The organism is Streptomyces sp. HUAS TT11, from assembly GCF_051553595.1.
Taxonomy (GTDB): domain Bacteria; phylum Actinomycetota; class Actinomycetes; order Streptomycetales; family Streptomycetaceae; genus Streptomyces.
This window is the reverse complement of the sequence record NZ_CP196184.1, coordinates 6,568,575-6,586,425: the sequence shown is the minus strand read 5'-3', so window position 1 is coordinate 6,586,425 and position 17,851 is coordinate 6,568,575. Positions and strand designations below refer to the sequence as shown.

Annotated in this window: 16 protein-coding genes and 1 riboswitch; of the genes, 4 read left to right on the top strand and 12 right to left on the bottom strand. The window is 70.2% G+C overall.

The genetic code is table 11. The features are described from left to right. Positions 1–21 precede the first annotated feature (21 nt). Positions 22–1,254, top strand: a complete 1,233-nt coding sequence (locus ACSHXN_RS29375) for a glycosyltransferase 87 family protein (protein WP_383356129.1) — start codon at positions 22–24, stop codon at positions 1,252–1,254. Between the two features lie 46 nt (positions 1,255–1,300). On the opposite strand, the gene ACSHXN_RS29370 is transcribed toward ACSHXN_RS29375, so the two are convergent. From ACSHXN_RS29370 to ACSHXN_RS29350, 5 genes are all read right to left on the bottom strand, one after another. Next, positions 1,301–2,521, bottom strand: coding sequence for a hypothetical protein (locus ACSHXN_RS29370; RefSeq protein WP_438304252.1), 1,221 nt, complete (start codon positions 2,519–2,521; stop codon positions 1,301–1,303). Between the two features lie 44 nt (positions 2,522–2,565). After that, a complete protein-coding gene (locus tag ACSHXN_RS29365; protein WP_438304249.1) occupies positions 2,566–3,579 on the bottom strand; it encodes an NlpC/P60 family protein in 1,014 nt (337 codons plus the stop codon). Between the two features lie 213 nt (positions 3,580–3,792). Then, positions 3,793–4,827, bottom strand: coding sequence for a C40 family peptidase (locus ACSHXN_RS29360; RefSeq protein WP_355795568.1), 1,035 nt, complete (start codon positions 4,825–4,827; stop codon positions 3,793–3,795). Positions 4,828–5,156: 329 nt separating this feature from the next. Next, positions 5,157–6,506, bottom strand: coding sequence for an NYN domain-containing protein (locus ACSHXN_RS29355; protein ID WP_355140578.1), 1,350 nt, complete (start codon positions 6,504–6,506; stop codon positions 5,157–5,159). Positions 6,507–6,540: 34 nt separating this feature from the next. Further along, entirely contained in the window at positions 6,541–6,780 is a 240-nt protein-coding gene (locus ACSHXN_RS29350) for a hypothetical protein (RefSeq protein WP_220294388.1), read from the bottom strand. 155 nt (positions 6,781–6,935) lie between these two features. Here ACSHXN_RS29350 and ACSHXN_RS29345 point away from each other — a divergent pair, with 155 nt between their 5' ends. Together ACSHXN_RS29345 and ACSHXN_RS29340 are read left to right on the top strand one after the other, a co-directional pair. Then, positions 6,936–7,667 (top strand): rhomboid family intramembrane serine protease, encoded by a 732-nt coding sequence (locus ACSHXN_RS29345; RefSeq protein WP_355140577.1) that lies wholly within the window; start codon positions 6,936–6,938, stop codon positions 7,665–7,667. Then, complete coding sequence (locus ACSHXN_RS29340) at positions 7,664–7,945, top strand: Lrp/AsnC family transcriptional regulator (protein ID WP_059133819.1); 282 nt, start codon at positions 7,664–7,666, stop codon at positions 7,943–7,945. Before ACSHXN_RS29345 ends, ACSHXN_RS29340 begins: the two co-directional genes overlap by 4 nt. Positions 7,946–8,437: 492 nt before the next feature. On the opposite strand, the gene ACSHXN_RS29335 is transcribed toward ACSHXN_RS29340, so the two are convergent. The 6 genes from ACSHXN_RS29335 to ctaE all read right to left on the bottom strand — a co-directional run bounded on the left by ACSHXN_RS29335 (position 8,438) and on the right by ctaE (position 15,755). Further along, positions 8,438–9,808, bottom strand: coding sequence for an aminotransferase class V-fold PLP-dependent enzyme (locus ACSHXN_RS29335; protein ID WP_356108284.1), 1,371 nt, complete (start codon positions 9,806–9,808; stop codon positions 8,438–8,440). 183 nt (positions 9,809–9,991) lie between these two features. Next, a riboswitch (SAM riboswitch) is annotated at positions 9,992–10,108 on the bottom strand. A 188-nt stretch (positions 10,109–10,296) separates the two neighbouring features. Then, the gene (gene trpD, locus ACSHXN_RS29330; RefSeq protein WP_355140575.1) at positions 10,297–11,361 is read right to left on the bottom strand and encodes an anthranilate phosphoribosyltransferase; all 1,065 of its coding nucleotides are present in this window, start codon (positions 11,359–11,361) and stop codon (positions 10,297–10,299) included. Between the two features lie 137 nt (positions 11,362–11,498). Then, entirely contained in the window at positions 11,499–13,157 is a 1,659-nt protein-coding gene (qcrB, locus tag ACSHXN_RS29325) for a cytochrome bc1 complex cytochrome b subunit (protein ID WP_355140574.1), read from the bottom strand. Beyond that, positions 13,154–14,212, bottom strand: coding sequence for a cytochrome bc1 complex Rieske iron-sulfur subunit (qcrA, locus tag ACSHXN_RS29320; RefSeq protein WP_355140573.1), 1,059 nt, complete (start codon positions 14,210–14,212; stop codon positions 13,154–13,156). The genes qcrB and qcrA overlap by 4 nt, the downstream gene beginning before the upstream one ends. Further along, entirely contained in the window at positions 14,209–15,021 is an 813-nt protein-coding gene (qcrC, locus tag ACSHXN_RS29315; RefSeq protein ID WP_331267466.1) for a cytochrome bc1 complex diheme cytochrome c subunit, read from the bottom strand. The genes qcrA and qcrC overlap by 4 nt, the downstream gene beginning before the upstream one ends. Before the next feature lie 113 nt (positions 15,022–15,134). Beyond that, positions 15,135–15,755 carry an aa3-type cytochrome oxidase subunit III gene (gene ctaE, locus ACSHXN_RS29310; RefSeq protein ID WP_331267465.1) on the bottom strand — a complete coding sequence of 207 codons (621 nt, stop codon included), beginning with the start codon at positions 15,753–15,755 and terminating at the stop codon, positions 15,135–15,137. A 188-nt stretch (positions 15,756–15,943) separates the two neighbouring features. On the opposite strand from ctaE, the gene ACSHXN_RS29305 reads away from it, so the two are divergent. Then, on the top strand, positions 15,944–16,345 hold the full coding sequence (locus ACSHXN_RS29305; RefSeq protein WP_059133826.1) for a response regulator transcription factor: 402 nt from the start codon (positions 15,944–15,946) through the stop codon (positions 16,343–16,345). Between the two features lie 118 nt (positions 16,346–16,463). Here the strand turns inward: ACSHXN_RS29305 and ACSHXN_RS29300 are convergent, their stop codons facing one another. After that, positions 16,464–17,765, bottom strand: coding sequence for a L,D-transpeptidase (locus ACSHXN_RS29300; protein WP_355140572.1), 1,302 nt, complete (start codon positions 17,763–17,765; stop codon positions 16,464–16,466). Positions 17,766–17,851 lie beyond the last annotated feature (86 nt).

Sequence of the window (17,851 nt, the reverse complement as noted above, 5' to 3'; positions counted from 1 at the left end):
ACGGGCAGGACAGGGGCTCAGGTGGACATGGCGGGCACACGGCGGTTCCCGGTCTTGCTGCTCACCACCTGGGCTCTGACCAGGCTGGCCCTGCTGCTCTTCGTCTTCAAGGTGTTCGTCTTCCCCGGCCCGGACGTCACCAGCGACGTCTCGGTGATCTACCACGGCTGGTACGACACCCTGCGCAGCGGCGCGTTCCCGCACGACGACGTGACCTGGCAGTATCCGCCCGCCGCGGCGCTGGCCGTGCTCTCCCCCGCGCTGCTGCCCTTCCTGGACTACGCGCAGGCCTTCTACGTCCTCGCCTGCGTCGCCGACCTGGCGGTCCTGTGCCTGCTGCTGTACGCGGGCCGCCGGCCGCACAGGACGGAGCGCGGAGCCTGGGTCTGGGTGGTCGGCGTCGCCCTGCTCGGCCCGACCGTGTACGCCCGCTACGACCTGATGGTGACGGCGGTGGCGGTGGCCGCGCTGCTGGCGGGTGCCCGCCGGCCGAGGGCGATGGGGGCACTGGTGGCCCTGGGGGCCCTGCTGAAGGTGTGGCCGGCGCTGCTGCTGGCCGGTGCCGTCAGACGCCGGGCATGGGTGTCGGCCGCGACGACGGCCGGCTCCCTCGCCCTCGCGGCCGCTCTGACGATGCCCGGCGCCTTCGGCTTCCTGACCTCCCAGCGGGACCGCGGCACGGAGGTCGAGTCCCTGGGCTCGCTGGTCTTCCACGTGGCCCGGCACTTCGGCTGGCAGGGCCGGGTACTGCTCAACTACGGCTCGGTGGAATTCCTCGGGCCGTACGTCGACTGGGTCAGCTCGGCCGCCCTCTTCCTGACCGTGGTCGCCTTCGGATGGCTGCTGCTGTGGCGTGTCAGCGTCCGCCGGACGTCGCCGCACACGCTCGCGGACGCCGCCTTCGTGGCGGTGCTGTTGTTCACCGTCACCAGCCGGGTGATCAGCCCTCAGTACATGGTGTGGCTGGTCGGGCTCGCGGCCGTCTGCCTGTGCTCCCGCGCGAGCCGGATGACGCTGCCCGGCGCCCTGGTGGTGGTCGCCTGCCTGGCCACCGTCCTGGAGTTCCCGGTCTGCTTCGCGAACGTCGTCGCCGGCGACGGGCTGGGCATCACCCTGCTGTTCGTGCGCAACGGCCTGCTGGTGCTCGCCACGCTGACCGCCGCGCGGGCGCTGTGGCGCGACACGGTCTCGCGCCCGGCCCCGACCGTGCCGCCTCAGGCCACCCGCACCCAGGAGACGCTCGCACCCTCCTGACCGCGCGAGGCGAACGCGCGGCCGGCCGACCCCGACGAACGGGCCCTCAGCCCAGTTGGGCTCTCAGATACACCTGCCACTGGCGTGTGAACGCCTCCGGCGTCGTCCCGAGCACCTTCCTCATCGCGCCCTCGACCGCCCCCGGCCGCTCACGGTGGTCGCCCACCATTCGGTAGAACTCGTTCAGGCGGACCTCACCCCAGCGGTCGGCGATCATCCGGCAGGCCATCCAGCCGCCCTCGTACGCCTGGGCCAGTTTGCCCGGGTCCCCGGAGAAGGCGAAGTCCGCGTCCTTCGGCAACGCGGCCGGGACATGACCCAGCGCGACCGCGCGGTCGAGTTCGGCGGCCACCTGACCGGGCGGACGGCCGGTGCCGCGGTAGCCGACCCAGTCGGCGTAGCCCTCGGAGAGCCACAGGGGGGTGGCCGCCGTGGTGTGGGCACGGGTGGCGACATGGGTCGTCTCGTGGCTGAGCACGACCTGCTTGCCCAGGTCGCCCAGAACGCCGTAGGCCTCCGGGTTGACGATGATCCGGTCGGCGGGCGCCTTCCCGGCACCCCCCGCCTCGCCGGTGGTGACCGCGGCGATCCCGCGGTAGCCGGCCGCCGGGGCGCCGAGCAGCCCGGCCATCCCCTCCAGCGTGCTCGGCACGAGCACCACCACGTGCCGGGGCCAGTCGGTGCCCCATGCGTCGGTGACGGCGGGCACCGCACGGTCGGCGAGGTCCGCGTAGGCCCGCAGCGCACTGTGCGGCTGCCCGACGCCGAGCACCAGACTGTGCGACCCGCGCACCACCTCGACAGCGCCCTGCTCCCACAGCTGCTGGTTGGCCTTCTGCGCGGGGTCCTCGGAGCCGACGACCCAGCGGCCGTCGCTGCGGGTCAGCCGCAGCACACGACTCGCGGTGACCGGCGCACGGTCGTAGTCCTTGATGCGGTAGCGCAGTTCGGCGTCGGCGGTGGCCCGGTCACCGGTGCGGTGCAGCGCGGTCAGCCGGTAGGACCAGGCGGCCAGCGGTATGTCACGGAGGTTGTCGAACTCGGCCGGGCCGGCGGCGGGTCGGCCGTCGGCGTCACCGGACACCGCCTCGGTCGCGAGGAACGCCGAGCGGTCCCCGTCCAGGATCGCCGCCGCCCGCCGGTCGAGCACCTGCTGCACGGCTGCGGTCTGGGCGTCCGTACCGGAGCCGCCTGAGCAGCCGACGAGTCCGGCAAGGAGCACCACACAGCCCGCCACGACCCCCGGCACCCGTCTGCGACCAGCCACCTCACGATCGTACGCGCCGGTCGGAGGGTGTATCGCCGTCGCGTTCAGGGTCGGATGACCGACGAGATCGGCAACATCCCGACCGGGTCGTAGCGCACCGCGGCCCCGGGGTGAGGTGCGTGGATGACCCGGCCGTTGCCGACGTACATCGCCACATGGCTGGCGTCCGCGCGGTAGACGACCAGGTCTCCGGGCCGGGCCTGGGAGAGCGGGACCCGGCGGCCGGCGTGGCGCTGCGCCTGCGACGTGCGGGGCAGCCCGATTCCGGCATGGGCGTACGACCACTGCATGAGGCCCGAACAGTCGAAGCTGCGCGGCCCGCTGGCACCCCACACATACGGCCGGCCGAGCGCGGAGCGGACCGCGGCGACGGCCGCGGCGGCCCGGGGACCCGGCGGCACCGCGTCGGCGAGGTCGGGCATGCCGCCGCCGGAGCGGGACACCCGCTCGTAGGCCGCCCGCTCCGCCGGCGGCAGGGAGTTGAGCATGCGCTGCGCCGCGGCGAGCTTGCGCTCCACGTCCTTCTTGTGACGGGCGACGGCCTTGCGGGTCTTCTCCAGCGCGGCGAGCTCGTCCGCCACCACCGTGCGCTCCTCGGCCAGTTCCCGCAGGGCACCCCGCAGTTCCCTCAACTGCCCGGACTGGCGAACGCCGATCCGGTCGAGCGCCGCCGCCTTCTCGAGGTAGTCGGCGGGATTGTCGGAGAACAGCAACTCCAGGGAGGAGGCGAGGCCGCCGGAGCGGTACTGGGCCCCCGCGAGCGTGCCGAGCACATCCCTCATGGCGTTGACACGATCCTGCTGGCGGGCGATCCGGTCCTGGGCCCGGCCGACCTGCCGGCGCAGCGAACCGGCGCGTTCCCCGGCCGCGTTGTACGCCTCCGTGGCCTGTTCGGCCTCCAGGTAGAGCCGGTCCACGGTGGCCCGGTGATCACGAGGCGCGGCGTGCGCCGGTACGGCACCGAGGGCCGCGGCAGCCGCGGCGGCGGACACGACGGCGGCTGTGGCGCCACGTCCCCGGCCGAGGCCGGATGGTGCAAGGCGGCGATGGGACCCCACGTCCGGTCGCACTCCCTTCCGCTGACAACCCCCGCCGCTCGGCGGGGGAAACGCGGCAGACAGTAGCCGGGCGATCACTCCTGGAACAAAGGGCGCGATGGGCACACACCATGCGAAACCCCGCCCTGACGCAGGTCATAGGCGGGGCACAGGGTCAGCGGGAGCCGCTGGAATTCCCTCGTTCGGGCGGGTGTGGACCGCCCGGGAAGGCGGTCAGATCCGGACGCCGAACTGGAACGGCATGTTGCCGATCGACTCGTAGCGCACCGAGGCACCGGTGTGCGGGGCGTGCAGCACCTGGCCGTTGCCCGCGTAGAGGCCGATGTGGTGCAGGTCGCCGTAGAAGAGGACCAGGTCGCCGACCTTGAGGTCGCTCTGGCTGTAGATACGGGTGCCTGCGTTGGCCTGGGCCTGGGAGGTCCGCGGTATGGAGACACCGGCCTGGGCGTAGGCCCAGGAGGTCAGGCCGGAGCAGTCGAAGGAGGAGGGGCCGGAGGCGCCGTAGACATAGGGCGAGCCGATCACGCTCTGCGCGGCGGCGAAGGCCGCTCCGGCGCGGCCGGAGGCCGAGGCGGTGGAGCCGTTGAGGGCGTTGCGCATGCTGTCGCGGCTGGCGCGGGCCTGGTCGGCCTGGAGGGCCGCACGCTCCTGGGCGGTGAGGCTGTTGAGCAGCTTCTGCGCGTCGGCGAGCTTGCCCTGGACTTCCTTCTTCTTCTTGCCGAGTTCGGTGCGGGTGGAGGCGAGGTCCTTGAGCTTGTCGGTGGCTTCCTGCCGCTCCTGGGCCAGCTCGCGCTGCTTCTCCTGGATCTTCTTCAGCGCCTCGACCTGCTGACCGCTCAACTGGTCCAGCGTCGACGCCTTGTCCAGGTAGTCGTCCGGGTCCGCGGACAGGAAGAGCTGGATGGACGGGTCGATGCTGCCGCTGCGGTACTGGGCGCTGGCCATCGTGCCGATGCCGTCGCGCAGCTGGTTGAGCTCGTCCTGACCCCGGGCGACCTTGTCCTGCAGGGTGGAGATGTCCTTCTCCAGCTTGTCCTGCTTCTCCTTGGCCCCGTCATAGGCCTCGGTGGCCTTCTCCGCCTCTTCGTAGAGCTTGTCGACCTTGGACTTGACCTCGTCCTTGCTCGGCTTGGCGCTGGGGGCGGCGTTGGCCGCCTGGGCGCTGAGGACAACGGCTGCGGCCGCTGCGGTGGTGAGCACGGTCACACGTGCGCGGCTCGGCTGCTTGGGTCGACGGTGGGACGCCACGGAGGCGAGCTCCTTCTTCCTTCAGCCGCCTACCGACACGCCGGTGGGCGGGCCCCTCCGCCGCCAACCACCCCTTGTGAGTGATCGCCCGTGCGGAGGTTCGAAGCCCGACCCTAGTGACCTCTCTGTGATCAGTTCAAATCCCGAGCGGGAAAATCTCGGTCACGCAATGCATTCTTTGCACGGAACTCACGTGCAGTGATACCGCCTTGACACTACGTTGCGTGGCGATCCGCTCAATTCGGGCAAGCCGCACGGACGTTGCGCTTGGTGCGTTGGTTACCCATGGGATGTTCGGCGCAAGCCGCAGGCTGCGACCGATTTGCCCGTTACGCCCTGGAAAGTCGCTTGAGCAACATGATCGACGCGACCGGGCGCGCGCCCGCCCTCGCGACCCCGTCGGCCACCTCGCGGTCGGTCGAAGCCACGATGACCGGTCGGCCCGGGGGTTCCGCGCGCACCAGCTGGCGGATCAACTCGTCGGCGGTCACGTCGGGTTTGGAGAACAGCACCCGCACCCCGCGCGGCGGCGCGAGCAGCACGGGGGCGGCCAGCTCCGCCCCGTCGAAAACACACGTCACCTCGGCCCCGGTCTGCGCGGCCAGCTGGGAGAGCTGCCCGAGGAGCCTGAGCCGCTGCTTCTCCAGCGGCATCTGCGGATAGCCGGTCTTGGTGACGTTGTAGCCGTCGACGACCAGATGCGCCTGAGGCAGCGCGAGCAACTGGTCGAGGATCGCGGGATCGTTCTCGGACAGCGCACGGGCGGCGATGTCCTTCGGGGTCATTCGTCCTGGTTCGACCGCGTCCACGGTCTCGGCGGGCCGTACGGACACCGGCGGCAGCGCCAGTTCCCGCCGCAGCCCTTGGGCGGCGTCCAGCACCGTGTCGAGCAGCAGCCTGACCCGCATGTCCTCGACACTGCGGCCCTCGCGAGCCGCTCTACGGGCGGCCTCCAGGGCGGCCTCCGCCTCACCGAGTCGCGCCCTGAGCCGCCGGGCCTCGCTCTCGGCGGCGGACAACTGCGCCTGCCCCTCGGCCCGTACGGAGTCCATCTCGACCCGGGCCTTGCGCAGGGCCGCCTCGCCGCGCTTGACGTCGCTGAGGGCGGCACGCAACTTGCGGTGAAGCGATTCGGCTTCCTTGCGGGAGGACTCGGCCTCCGAGCGCAACCGTTCCGTCTCGGTGCGGGTCTGGGCCCGGGCGGCCGTCAACTCGGCACGCAGCCGCTCCAGCTCGGCCCGGCTCTCCTCGTCCGCGCGCTCGGCGTTCGCCCGCTGGGCCTCCTCCCCGGCGGCGGTGACCAGCTTCACCCAGCCGGCCGGGCGCAGCACGTAGGCCGCGGCCGCCACGTCGAGCGGGTCCGCGGCAGGTGGCGGCGAACCGGAGTCGAGGGCGTCGGCGAGTTCCGGTTGCGTCTCCCTGAGCTTCTCCCCGATGCGCTGGCGGAACACCGCATCGGTCTCCAGGGCCGACGCCATGGCGTTGCCGGCGAACTTCGCCCGGCGGTTCGGGGTGAACCGGGCATACTGCCGCAGCTGGACGGGCAGTTCGCCGAGGGTCAGACCGCCGAAGCTCTCCGACACGATCTGCACGACACGGCGGCGCACGCCGTCGGGCAGCGGGCGGTCGAGCACCTCAGCGGCGCCGTCGGCCGGCTCCCCGCCTGTGGTCTCCACCATCCGTCACCCCACTGTCCGTGCGGGACCGCCTCCCTCAGGAGCCGGCGCCCGGCCTGTCCACGAGCTCCACCTGATCCAGGGCGTTGCACCAGCGGCAACGCACCGATTCGATGGTCTCACTGACCACCTCGCGCTCCTCGACCTTCGGCTCCCCGGCGAGATCGAGGTGTACATACTCGACGACCTTCGACGAGCGGGTGACGTCGAACCGCGTGAGGTTTCCACAGAGGGTGCAGCGCCAGCGCGTCGTCTCGGTCGGGAGGGGAACCGTCATCGTGGCCGCTCTTCCTTCTTCCAGTCTCCGTGATGCGCCAGTTTCCCTGGAGCGTGTGGCTCGTAACCCTACGGCCTGGCGGGTACTCGCCGCCCGTCCGTCCGTGCGGCGAGGCACTCTGCATGGATCGGTCCGGTTACGCCATGCTCTGTCCCATGATCAGCACCTGGAGGAGGGTGGCCGCCGGAGCGCTGCGGGCGCAGTCGGCGCCGGTGACGTACGGGCTGATCGTCCTGTGCTGTCTGGTCTTCCTGATCGGGCCGGCCGCGGGACTGAATCCGGCCTACGGCACCGGGGACGAACTGCTGGCCGCCCAGCGGTCCTATTTCGCCCGTTGGGGGGTCGTGCCCGTGGAACTGTTCAGCGGGGCGCCGCGGGCGGCGCTCACCCCCGCGACGGCGCTGTTCGTCCACGGCAGCTGGGTGCATCTGCTGGGCAACATGCTGTTCCTCTACGTTTTCGGGGCGATGGCCGAGGAGCGGATGGGCCACCTGGAGTTCGCCCTGTTCTACCTGGGCTGCGGCTACCTGGCGCTGCTCGGGTACGCGGCGGCCAACGCCGAGTCGGCGCAGACGCTGGTCGGAGCCTCCGGAGCCATCTCCGCGGTCCTCGGCGCCTTTCTGTTCCTGTTCCCCAAGGCCAGGGTGACCAGTCTCTTCCCGTTCCTGCTCTTCCTGCCGCTGCGTTTCCCGGCCTGGGTCGTGCTGCCCTTCTGGGCGAGCCTTCAGTGGATGGCTGCGGGCCGTGCCGCGCAGGGGCCGGGGGTCGCCTATCTGGCGCACCTGGTCGGCTTCACGCTGGGCTTCGGCTACGCCTGGGTGCGCTACGGCCGTACGAGTAGGGTGAAACCCCCAGCCCAGGCCCCCGAGGGAGAACACCAGCCGTGATCACCGCGATCGTCCTCATCAAGACCAGCGTGGACCGGATCCCCGAGATCGCCGAGTCGATCGCCGCGCTGGACTGTGTCAGCGAGGTCTTCTCCGTCACCGGCACCTACGACCTGATCGCCATGGTCCGGGTGAAGGCCCACGACGACCTTGCGGACGTCATCCCCGGCCGGATCAGCAAGATCCAGGGCGTACTGGCCACGGACACGCATGTCGCCTTCCGCACGTACTCCCAGCACGACCTGGAGGCCGCGTTCGCGATCGGGCTCGACAACTAGACCGGTACGTCCGAAGCGGTGACGCCCTTGACGGCGGCCATGTGGACAGGGCCCCCGCGTCCCGTCGGTGCACACGGCTTCGAGGCACCCTCCTGCCCGGCCGGGCAGGGGCAGCCGCCCCCGCAGTGATCTTCCGCGAGGCCGCGGCACACCTCCGCGGTATCCGCCGAGCCCTTTCCCGTAGTGCCGGCCGACGTCCGAAGCCCGCCCGGCCACGGCCGAGAGTGCCTCTCCGGCCGGCGACTCCCCCACGCGCGGCGAGCAGCACCCCCGGCAATCACCGCCCGCCGCGGCCGGCGCCGCGACGAGGCACGGGTATCGGCACCGGAGACCCGGTCCGTCGGGCCCCGGCCGCGCCACCGTGTCGCGCGGGCCGGGACCGTCCATGAACTCCTCGGCCGTTCACGGCCGTTCGCCCTCGGGGTCCGTGCCGCCGGCCCCGCCCGCGGCCCGCGGGGCTCGTCCCCCGCTGAACCGCCGGACGTCGGTGGATCACACCGTCGGCACGCAACGACCGCCCTCGGTACGGTAGTTCCACTTCGCGCCGTCGCTGACGAGCTCCTTGACCGCGCGGACGAACCGCTCGACGTGCTCGTCGGGTGTGCCCGCGCCGAAGCTGACGCGGATCGCGTTGAGGGACTTCTCCCCGGGCGCGGCCTCGGGTGCACCGCACTCGCCCTGGGTCTGCGGGTCGCTGCCCAGCAGGGTACGCACCAGCGGGTGGGCGCAGAACAGGCCGTCGCGGACACCGATGCCGTACTCCGCGGAGAGCGCGGCGGCGAAGTGGGAGCTGTTCCAGCCCTCGACGACGAAGGAGATGACGCCGACGCGGGGCGAGTCGTCACCGAAGAGGGACAGCACCTTCACCTCGGGGACCTCGGCGAGCCCCTCCCCGACGATACGGATCAGCTGCCGCTCGCGGGCCACCAGCGTGTCGAAGCCGGCCTCGGTGAGAGCCTTGCAGGCGGAGGCGATCGCGTAGGCGCCGATGACGTTGGGCGAGCCCGCCTCGTGCCGCGCGGCGCTCTCGTGCCACTCGACGTCCACTCCCCCGTCGGTACGCCGAGTGACCTTGCGGCTGGCGCCGCCACCCGCGAGATACGGCTCGGCATCGCGCAGCCAGTCGGCGCGGCCTGCCAGGACTCCCGCCCCGAAGGGCGCGTACAGCTTGTGCCCGGAGAAGGCGACCCAGTCGACGTCGAGGTCGCGGACCGACACCGGGTGGTGCGGAGCCAGCTGGGCGGCGTCCAGCACGATACGGGCGCCGTGCGCATGGGCGGCCGCCGCCAGTTCGCGCACCGGCCACAGCTCACCCGTGACGTTGGACGCGCCGGTGACGCAGACCAGGGCCGGGCCGGAGGCCGGGGAAGGTGCGCGGTGCGCCAGGGCGCGCTCCAGGGTCTCGACGGCCTGCCCCGGAGTGTTCGGGGCGTCGAGGTAGGTGACCTGGGCGTCCCGCCACGGCAGCAGCGACGCGTGGTGCTCCGTCTCGAAGACGAAGACCTCGCAGCCGGCCGGGACCACGGCGGCCAGGAGGTTCAGCGAATCGGTGGTGGACCGGGTGAAGACGACCTGGTCGTCCTCCCGGCAGTCGAGGAACTCGGCGACCGTCCCGCGGGCGTTCTCGAACAGGTCGGTGGAGAGCTGCGAGAGGTAACCGGCACCGCGGTGGACGCTGCCGTAGTACGGGGCGTAGGCCGCCACGTCGTCCCAGACCCGCTGGAGCGCCGGGGCGCTGGCCGCGTAGTCGAGCGCGGCGTAGGTGACTTCGCCGCCGGTGACGAGCGGGACGGTGACATCCCGTCCGAGAACGGGCAGCGGGGAACAGACGGACCGGTCGGATGCAACGGTGGAGACGGACATGGGTGCACTCCCGTGAGGACAGGTGGATTCGCCGTGCCGGACGGTGCGCAGGACAGCGCATGACGGGGTCGACGGCACACGAAGGGGTGAAAGGGGATGCGGAGGCGGGGCTCTGCGGCCCTAGCGCATTCGCTTGCTCACGGAAGGCTCCCTCGAACGACCAGGACCCCTGGTGACGCGAGGGGTCCGCGCTTGCCGCAGACCTCGCTGCCTACGGCCTGGTCCTCACCCGGGGCACCCCGCCACGGACGGAGGGTTGCCGGACAGCCGGCCGGGGCCGAATGGCTGTCGCTCATGACCTGCGCAGGACATTAGAGGGGTGATCGATCGGCTGCAACTTCTGTCCGGATACCGGGATGCACCGAGGACCGCGGGGGGCGCCCCGGACAGGGCGGTGCCCCGGCGACGAGCGTGCCCCGCGACAGGGCCCGAAGACACCTCGGGCGGACCGCGGCGGAAGAGACCGCGGCCCGCCCGGAGCGGTGGTGCTAGGCGTGGCTCGCGGCCACCCAGCGGTCCAGGACGCTCTTGGCCGCTCCCGAGTCGATCGACTCCGCCGCCCTCGCCATGCCGGCCCGGATCCGGTCCACCAGCGGGCCGTCGGCCTGCTCCAGCGCCACGAGGGCCGCGGCGGAGTTCAGCAGCACGGCGTCCCGCACCGGGCCCGTCTCACCGTCGAGCAGCCGCCGTGCGACCTCGGCGTTGTAGGAGGCGTCGGCGCCGCGCAGCGCCTCCACCGGCACCAGCTCGATACCGACGTCCCTCGGGTCGAAGGACTCCTCGGTGACCTTGCCGTCGCGGACCACCCACACCCGGGACGTCGACGTCGTCGTCAGCTCGTCCAGGCCGTCGTCGCCCCGGAACACCAGGGAGGAGTTGCCGCGCTCCGCGAGGACCCCGGCGACGATGGGCGCCATCCGCGGGTCGGCGACCCCGACCGCCTGCGCCTTCACCTTCGCCGGGTTCGTCAGCGGGCCCAGGACGTTGAACGTCGTACGGATGCCGAGCTGTCCGCGTGCCGCCGCCACGTGCCGCAGCGCCGGGTGGAACTTGACCGCGAAACAGAAGGTGATCCCGGCCCGCTCGGCCACCTCGGCCACCCGGTGCACCGGCAGCTCCAGATTGACACCGAGCTTCTCCAGCACGTCCGAGGCCCCGGACGCCGAGGACGCGGCCCGGTTGCCGTGCTTGACGACCTTGGCGCCCGCACCGGCCACCACGATCGACGACATCGTGGAGATGTTCACGGTCTTCGCGCCGTCACCGCCCGTACCGACGATGTCGACCGTCGGCCCCGGCACCTCGATGACGTTCGCGTGCTCGTACATCGCCCGGACGAGCCCGGTGATCTCCGCGACCGTCTCGCCCTTGGCACGCAGCGCCACGGCGAAGCCGGCGATCTGGGCATCGGTCGCCTCGCCCCGCATGATGCGGTCCATCGCCCAGGCCGTGTCGTCGGCGCTCTGGTCACGGCCCTCGAGCAGCCCGTTCAGTACCTGGGGCCAGGAACGGACCGCCGCGGTGTCGCCTCCGGCGGGGTTCACAGCGCTCATAAGCCGCTCCTGGGTGGTGGCCCCGACATGGGGCTCGGGTTGTCGAACAGCTCCACCCTATCCAGCCCGGGACACGGCGAAGGGCCCCGTCCATGACTGGACGGGGCCCTTCGACCGTGGCGTGGCGCGCGCAGCGATCAGTGGTGGCCGTGGCCGCTCGTGATCTCCTTGTACTCCTCGACCGTGGGCTTGGGGATCTGGTTGGCGTCTCCGTAGTAGGCGCCGCTCAGCTTGGAGCGCAGCTTCTCCGAGCCCTTGATCTTCCGCTCGACGCCGTTCTCGTCGACCGTCGCGCCGATCTCGACCGGCTGGTACTGCTCGTGCGAGGTGAGCGTGTGCAGCTGCTCCTGGCTGAGCGGCTCGTGCACCTCGATGAACTCACCGTGCGGCAGCCGCTTGATGATGCCCGACTCGCGGCCGTGCAGCACCTTGTCGCGGTCGCGGCGCTGCAGACCCAGGCAGATCCGCTTGGCCACGATGAACACGAGGACCGGCACCACGAAGAAGGCGATGCGGACGAACCAGGTGATCGCGTTGATCGACAGGTGGAAGTGCGTCGCCCAGAGGTCGTTTCCACCACCGACGAGCAGCACGAAGTACCAGGAGATCCACGCCGCACCGAAGGCGGTACGCGTCGGGGCGTTGCGCGGGCGGTCCAGGATGTGGTGCTCGCGCCTGTCGCCGGTGACCCAGGCCTCGATGAACGGGTACACCGCGATCGCGACGAGGACCAGTGGGAAGATCACCAGCGGGATGAACACGCCCAGGACGAGCGTGTGACCCCAGAAGTTGACCTCCCAGCCCGGCATCACACGGATCAGGCCCTCGGAGAAGCCCATGTACCAGTCGGGCTGGGCGCCGGTGGACACCTGGTCCGGACGGTAGGGGCCGATGGCCCAGATCGGGTTGATCTGGGCGACCGCAGCGACGGCCGCGATGACACCGAAGACCAGGAAGAAGAAGCCTCCGGCCTTGGCCATGTAGACCGGCATCAGCGGCATGCCGACGACGTTGTTGTTCGTCTTTCCGGGACCCGCGAACTGCGTGTGCTTGTGGTAGACGACCAGGATCAGGTGGCCGACCACCAGACCGAGCATGATGCCCGGCAGCAGCAGGATGTGGATCGAGTAGAACCGGGCCACGAAGTCGCCACCCGGGAACTGACCGCCGAAGAGGAAGAACGACAGGTACGTGCCGACGATCGGCACGGACAGGATCGCGCCCTCCATGAAGCGGACACCGGTGCCGGAGAGCAGGTCGTCCGGGAGCGAGTAGCCGGTGAAGCCGGTGAACATGCCGAGGACGAACAGCAGGAAGCCGAAGACCCAGTTGATCTCACGCGGCTTGCGGAACGCGCCCGTGAAGAACACGCGCATCATGTGCACGAACATGCCGGCGAGGAAGACCAGCGCCGCCCAGTGGTGGATCTGCCGGATCAGCAGACCGCCGCGGACGTCGAAGCTGATGTGCAGCGTCGAGTTGAACGCCTCGCTCATCATCTGGCCCTGGAGCGGCACGTAACTGCCGTGGTACGCCACCTCGTTCATCGACGGGTGGAAGAACAGCGTCAGATACACACCCGTGAGGATGATGATCAGGAAGCTGTAGAGGCAGACCTCGCCCAACATGAACGACCAGTGGTCGGGGAAGATCTTGCGCATGTTGGACTTGGCCAGGGTGTAGACACCCAGGCGGCCGTCGGCCCAGTCCGCGAGGCGCTCGCCGGCGGGTGCCCGTCCGCGCGAGCCGCCCGCCGCGTCCCCGGCGGGGTTCGGGTTGGTCGATGCAGTACTCATCCGCGCTCCCAGAAAGCAGGACCGACGGGCTCTTCGAAGTCGCCGAGCGCCTCGAGGTAACCGTCCGCGTTCACGCCGATGCGCAGCTGCGGCAGGGCGTGACCGGCCGGGCCGAAGATGACCCGGGCACCGTCGGAGAGGTCGAAGGTGGACTGGTGGCACGGGCAGAGGACGTGGTGCGTCTGCTGCTCGTACAGGGAGATCGGGCAACCGACGTGGGTGCAGATCTTGGAGAACGCCACGATGCCCTGGTGGGACCACTCGAGTTCCCGCTTGTCCTTGATGTTGTCCGGCTGCAGCCGGACGATCATCAGGGCGGCCTTGGCGATCTCGGTCTGGAAGTCCTCGTTGTTCTCCTCCAGGCCCTCGGGCTTGGCGAAGGTGAGCGAACCCACCGCGACGTCCGAGGGACGCAGCGGCTCGTTCGTGTTCATGTTGACGAGGAGCTTGCCCTTGGACCAGAGCGTGTGGCGCAGCTTGGTGCCGGGCAGCGGGCCCAGGTCGCGCAGCAGCATCACGCCGGAGAGCGGGAACAGGGCCAGCGCACCGAACATCGTGTTGCGGATCAGCTTGCGGCGGCCCAGCTGGGACTCCTTGGCGCCCTGCTGGAAGTCGGCGAGGACCTTCGCCTTCACCTCCGGCGACGCCTCGACCGGGTGACGCTCGTCGGCGATCTCCATGTCGGACATCAGGGTGCGGGCCCAGTGGACCGCGCCCGCGCCGATGGCGAACAGCGCCACACCGAGCGTCAGGCCCAGCGCGAAGTTCATCGCGCTGAGGTGCCCGATCGGGAAGACGAAGATCGACTTGTCCGTCGGGATCGTGACGTAGGAGGCGATGAACCCCAGCGTCGCCAGCATCGACACGGTGAACAGCATGGCGACCGTGCGCTCGGAGCGCCTGGCGGCCTGTTCGTCGATGTCCTGGACGCGGTGCTCGTGGGGCGGCAGCCCCGGGTCGGCGAACGGGTTCTCCTCGTCCGCGACCGTCACGGCACCGTGTGCGGTGTCCTGCTCAGCGGGCAGGTTCTCTTCTGGAATGTCGTGGCTACTCATGACTTCTTGGCCTTTGCGGTCCGAGCGGCGACCCAGACGGCGAGCACGATCAGTGCGCCCAGGCCGAAGATCCAGGCGAACAGGCCCTCGGAGACCGGTCCGAGGCCGCCCAGCTCGAGGCCGCCGGGGTTGTCGGTCTGGTCGCCGTTGACCGCGTTGAGGTACGCGATGATGTCCTTCTTGTTCTGCTGCGACAGCGTGGTGTCGGGGAACGACGGCATGTTCTGCGGGCCGGTCTGCATGGCCTCGTAGATGTGCTTCGGGGCGACGCCGTCGAGGCTCGGCGCGAACTTGCCGTGCGTCAGCGCGCCACCCTTGCCCGTGAAGTTGTGGCACTGCGCGCAGTTGGTGCGGAAGAGCTCGCCGCCCTTGGCGATGTCGGCACCCTCGGGGCTGTAGTCGTTCGTCGTCGGGACGGCCGGGCCGGCACCGAGCGAGGAGATGTACGCCGCGAGCTGGTCGATCTGGGCCTGCGAGTAGATGTTCTTCTTCTTCGTCACCTGGGGGCCCTGCGAGGTGGCGGCGGGCATGCGACCGGTACCGACCTGGAAGTCGACGGCCGCCGCACCCACACCCACCAGGCTGGGTCCGTCGGAGGAGCCCTGACCGCCGGTGCCGTGGCAGCTGGCACAGCCCACCTGGTAGAGCTTCTTGCCCTCCTCGATGGCGAGGGACTGGGCGGTGTCATCGGCCTGCGCCTTGTCGGCGGGCGCGAACGCGGCGTACAGCCCCCCGGAGAGCGTCAGCGCGATGAGTAGGACGACGAGCGCCGCCATCGGATGGCGTCGTCGTGCGGAGAGCTTTTTCACGGATTACCCCGGTGTCAGGATCTTCTGCGTCGATGCTTCTGGAAATGGATCGGTTCGTCGCGGGCGATCGGTTCTCCCCGATCGGGTGAACGTCCGCCGCGGCCGACGGCCGACTACTTGATCATGTAGATCGTGGCGAAGAGGCCGATCCAGACGACATCGACGAAGTGCCAGTAGTAGGACACGACGATGGCGGCGGTCGCCTGCTCATGGGTGAACCTCCGCGCCGCGTAGGTGCGGCCGAGGACCAGCAGGAAGGCGATGAGACCACCCGTCACATGCATGCCGTGGAACCCGGTGGTCAGGTAGAACACCGAGCCGTACGGGTCCGAGGAGAGCGAGAGGCCGTCCTTCTTGACCAGCTCGGTGTACTCGAAGATCTGCCCGCCGACGAAGATCGCACCCATGATGAAGGTGACGATGAACCAGCCCCGGAGCTTCTTCACGTCACCGCGCTCGGCAGCGAACACGCCGAGCTGGCAGGTGAGGGAGGAGAGCACCAGGATCGTGGTGTTGGTCGCCGAGAACGGGAAGTTGAGATGGCTCGCCATCTCCTTCCAGTGGGTCGGCCCGGTCACCGATCGCAGGGTGAAGTACATCGCGAAGAGGGCCGCGAAGAACATCAGCTCGGAACTCAGCCAAATGATGGTTCCGACGCTGGTGAGGTTCGGCCGGTTGACCGACGGGTGCGCGTGCCCGGTTTCTACTGTCGTTGCTGTCGCCACGACCGACATTATGTCGGTCCCTTATCCCGCCCTCACTCCGGGGGGTGCCGTTCGGAGTGTCCGCACCGTGTGTACTGCCCGGATGGCCCATCGAAGCCCTGTCCGAACCGGTGTTGACCACGAGTCCGAGGGAGTAGCATCCGCCCCAACGGAACCGTCCCGTAGGACGGCGGACACCAGTGCGTACCGGAGGAAGCATGCAGCCGACCGCCACGGTCCTGGTCTACAGCGACGACTCCACCACCCGCGAACAGGTGCGGCTCGCGGCCGGGCGCAGGCCCGCCCCGGACGTCCCCGCGGTCGAGTTCGTGGAGTGCGCGACACCGGGCGCCGTCCTCAAGGAGCTGGACCGGGGTGGTATCGACGTGTGCGTCCTGGACGGCGAGGCCGTGCCGATGGGCGGCATGGGCGTCTGCCGGCAGATCAAGGACGAGATCTTCAACTGCCCGCCGGTGCTGGTGCTGATCGCGCGGCCGCAGGACGCCTGGCTGGCGACGTGGAGCCGTGCGGATGCGGCGGTGGCGCTCCCGGTCGAGCCGGTGGAGTTCGCGTCGGCCCTGGCCGATCTGCTGCGCCGCAAGGCCCTGCTGAGCGCCTGAGAGCCGGGGCCGCCCGGGGTGAGGGCGGCAGCCGTTCCCTCCTGGTGCGTCGTACCCCCACGGTGGAGCCGCACGATGTCCCGGTCCCGCGCCCCTGACGGGGCGCGGAGGGCCCGTCTCAGATCGATTCAGGGCGCAGACGTGCCCGGTCCTGGGCGTTCGTGCCGCTGTCGGCGACCAGGGCGCTGCCCTTGCGCCACTTCGCCCAGTCGACGTTCCAGTCGCCGAACCCGTTGCCGAACGGCTCCATCTGCTTGCCGTAGGAGTTGACGACCTTGACGATGTCACCCTGCTGCACCGTGTTGTAGAACCACTGGGCCTGGCCGTTGCTCATGCCGGTGCAGCCGTGGCTCACGTTGGCGTACCCCTGTGAGCCCACGGACCAGGGCGCCGCGTGCACATACTCGCCGCTGAAGGTGACCTGGGCCGCCCAGTAGACCATCAGGTCGTACGAATCGCTCGAGTTCTGCGAGATGCCGATCGAGGTACCGCGCATGCGTACGACGTACTGCTTGCCCAGTACGACCTTGACACCGTTGCGGGTCTCGTAGCCGGGCTTGCCCGTGGTGATGGGTATCCGCCGCAGGACCTGGTCGTTCTTGTAGACCGTCATCTGGTGGGCGGCGGCGTCCGTGACCGCGATGACGCGGTCGCCCGTGGTCATCTTCACAGGCTTCACCTCGCCGCCCCACAGACGGTCGCCGACCTTCATGCCCGCGAGGTTGCTGTGGGCCGTGATGGTGGCGTGGGCGGGCCAGTAGTCCTGGGGGCGGTAGTGCAGCTTCTTGTCGTCCACCCAGTACCAGGAGCCCTGGACCGCGGGCACGGAGTCCACCTTGAGGGCTCTCTCGACGATGGCCCTCGACGCCTTGTCCTTGACGGGCTCGCTGAGTTCGGCGGTGACGGGTTCGCCGACGCCGTAGGTACCTGTGTTGGGACCGAAGCTGACCTTGAGCGTCTTGCTCTTGGGCGTACCGGTGTCGAACTCGATGACCTTGCGGCCCTGTGCACCGTCGTCGTCCTCGGTGCTCACCCGGACCGTGTAGTGGGTGCCGGCGGCCAGGGGGGAGGTGCTGTGCCAGCGGCTGCCGTCGGCGGCGAGTTCACCGGCGACCTGGCGCCCGTGGGAATCGGTGGCCGTCACGTCCGTGATGCGTCCGTCATCACCCGAGGCGGTGATCTCCAGGGGCTTGTCGGGGTCGACCTTCTTGTCGGAGTCGGCGGGGGCGTTGTAGGAGACCTCGTCCGCCGCGTCGTACGGGCTGGCGGAGAGCGGGTTGCCGTCGTACCCGCAGCCGGCGAGCCCCGCGCCGAGGGCTATCGCGAGCAGCGAGCAACTGACGGCGGTGCGGTGTCGCGGGCGCGCCGGCGGGCGCCTGTCGGGTCCGGCGTCGCCCCGGAAGAAGACTGTGTGGCTCATGACCTCACGCTAGGGACGTCTGTCGGCCGCGGCGCGCGGAGAGAGCCGTGCGGGGGACGCGCTGCACGGCAAAAGGGGGAGCCCGG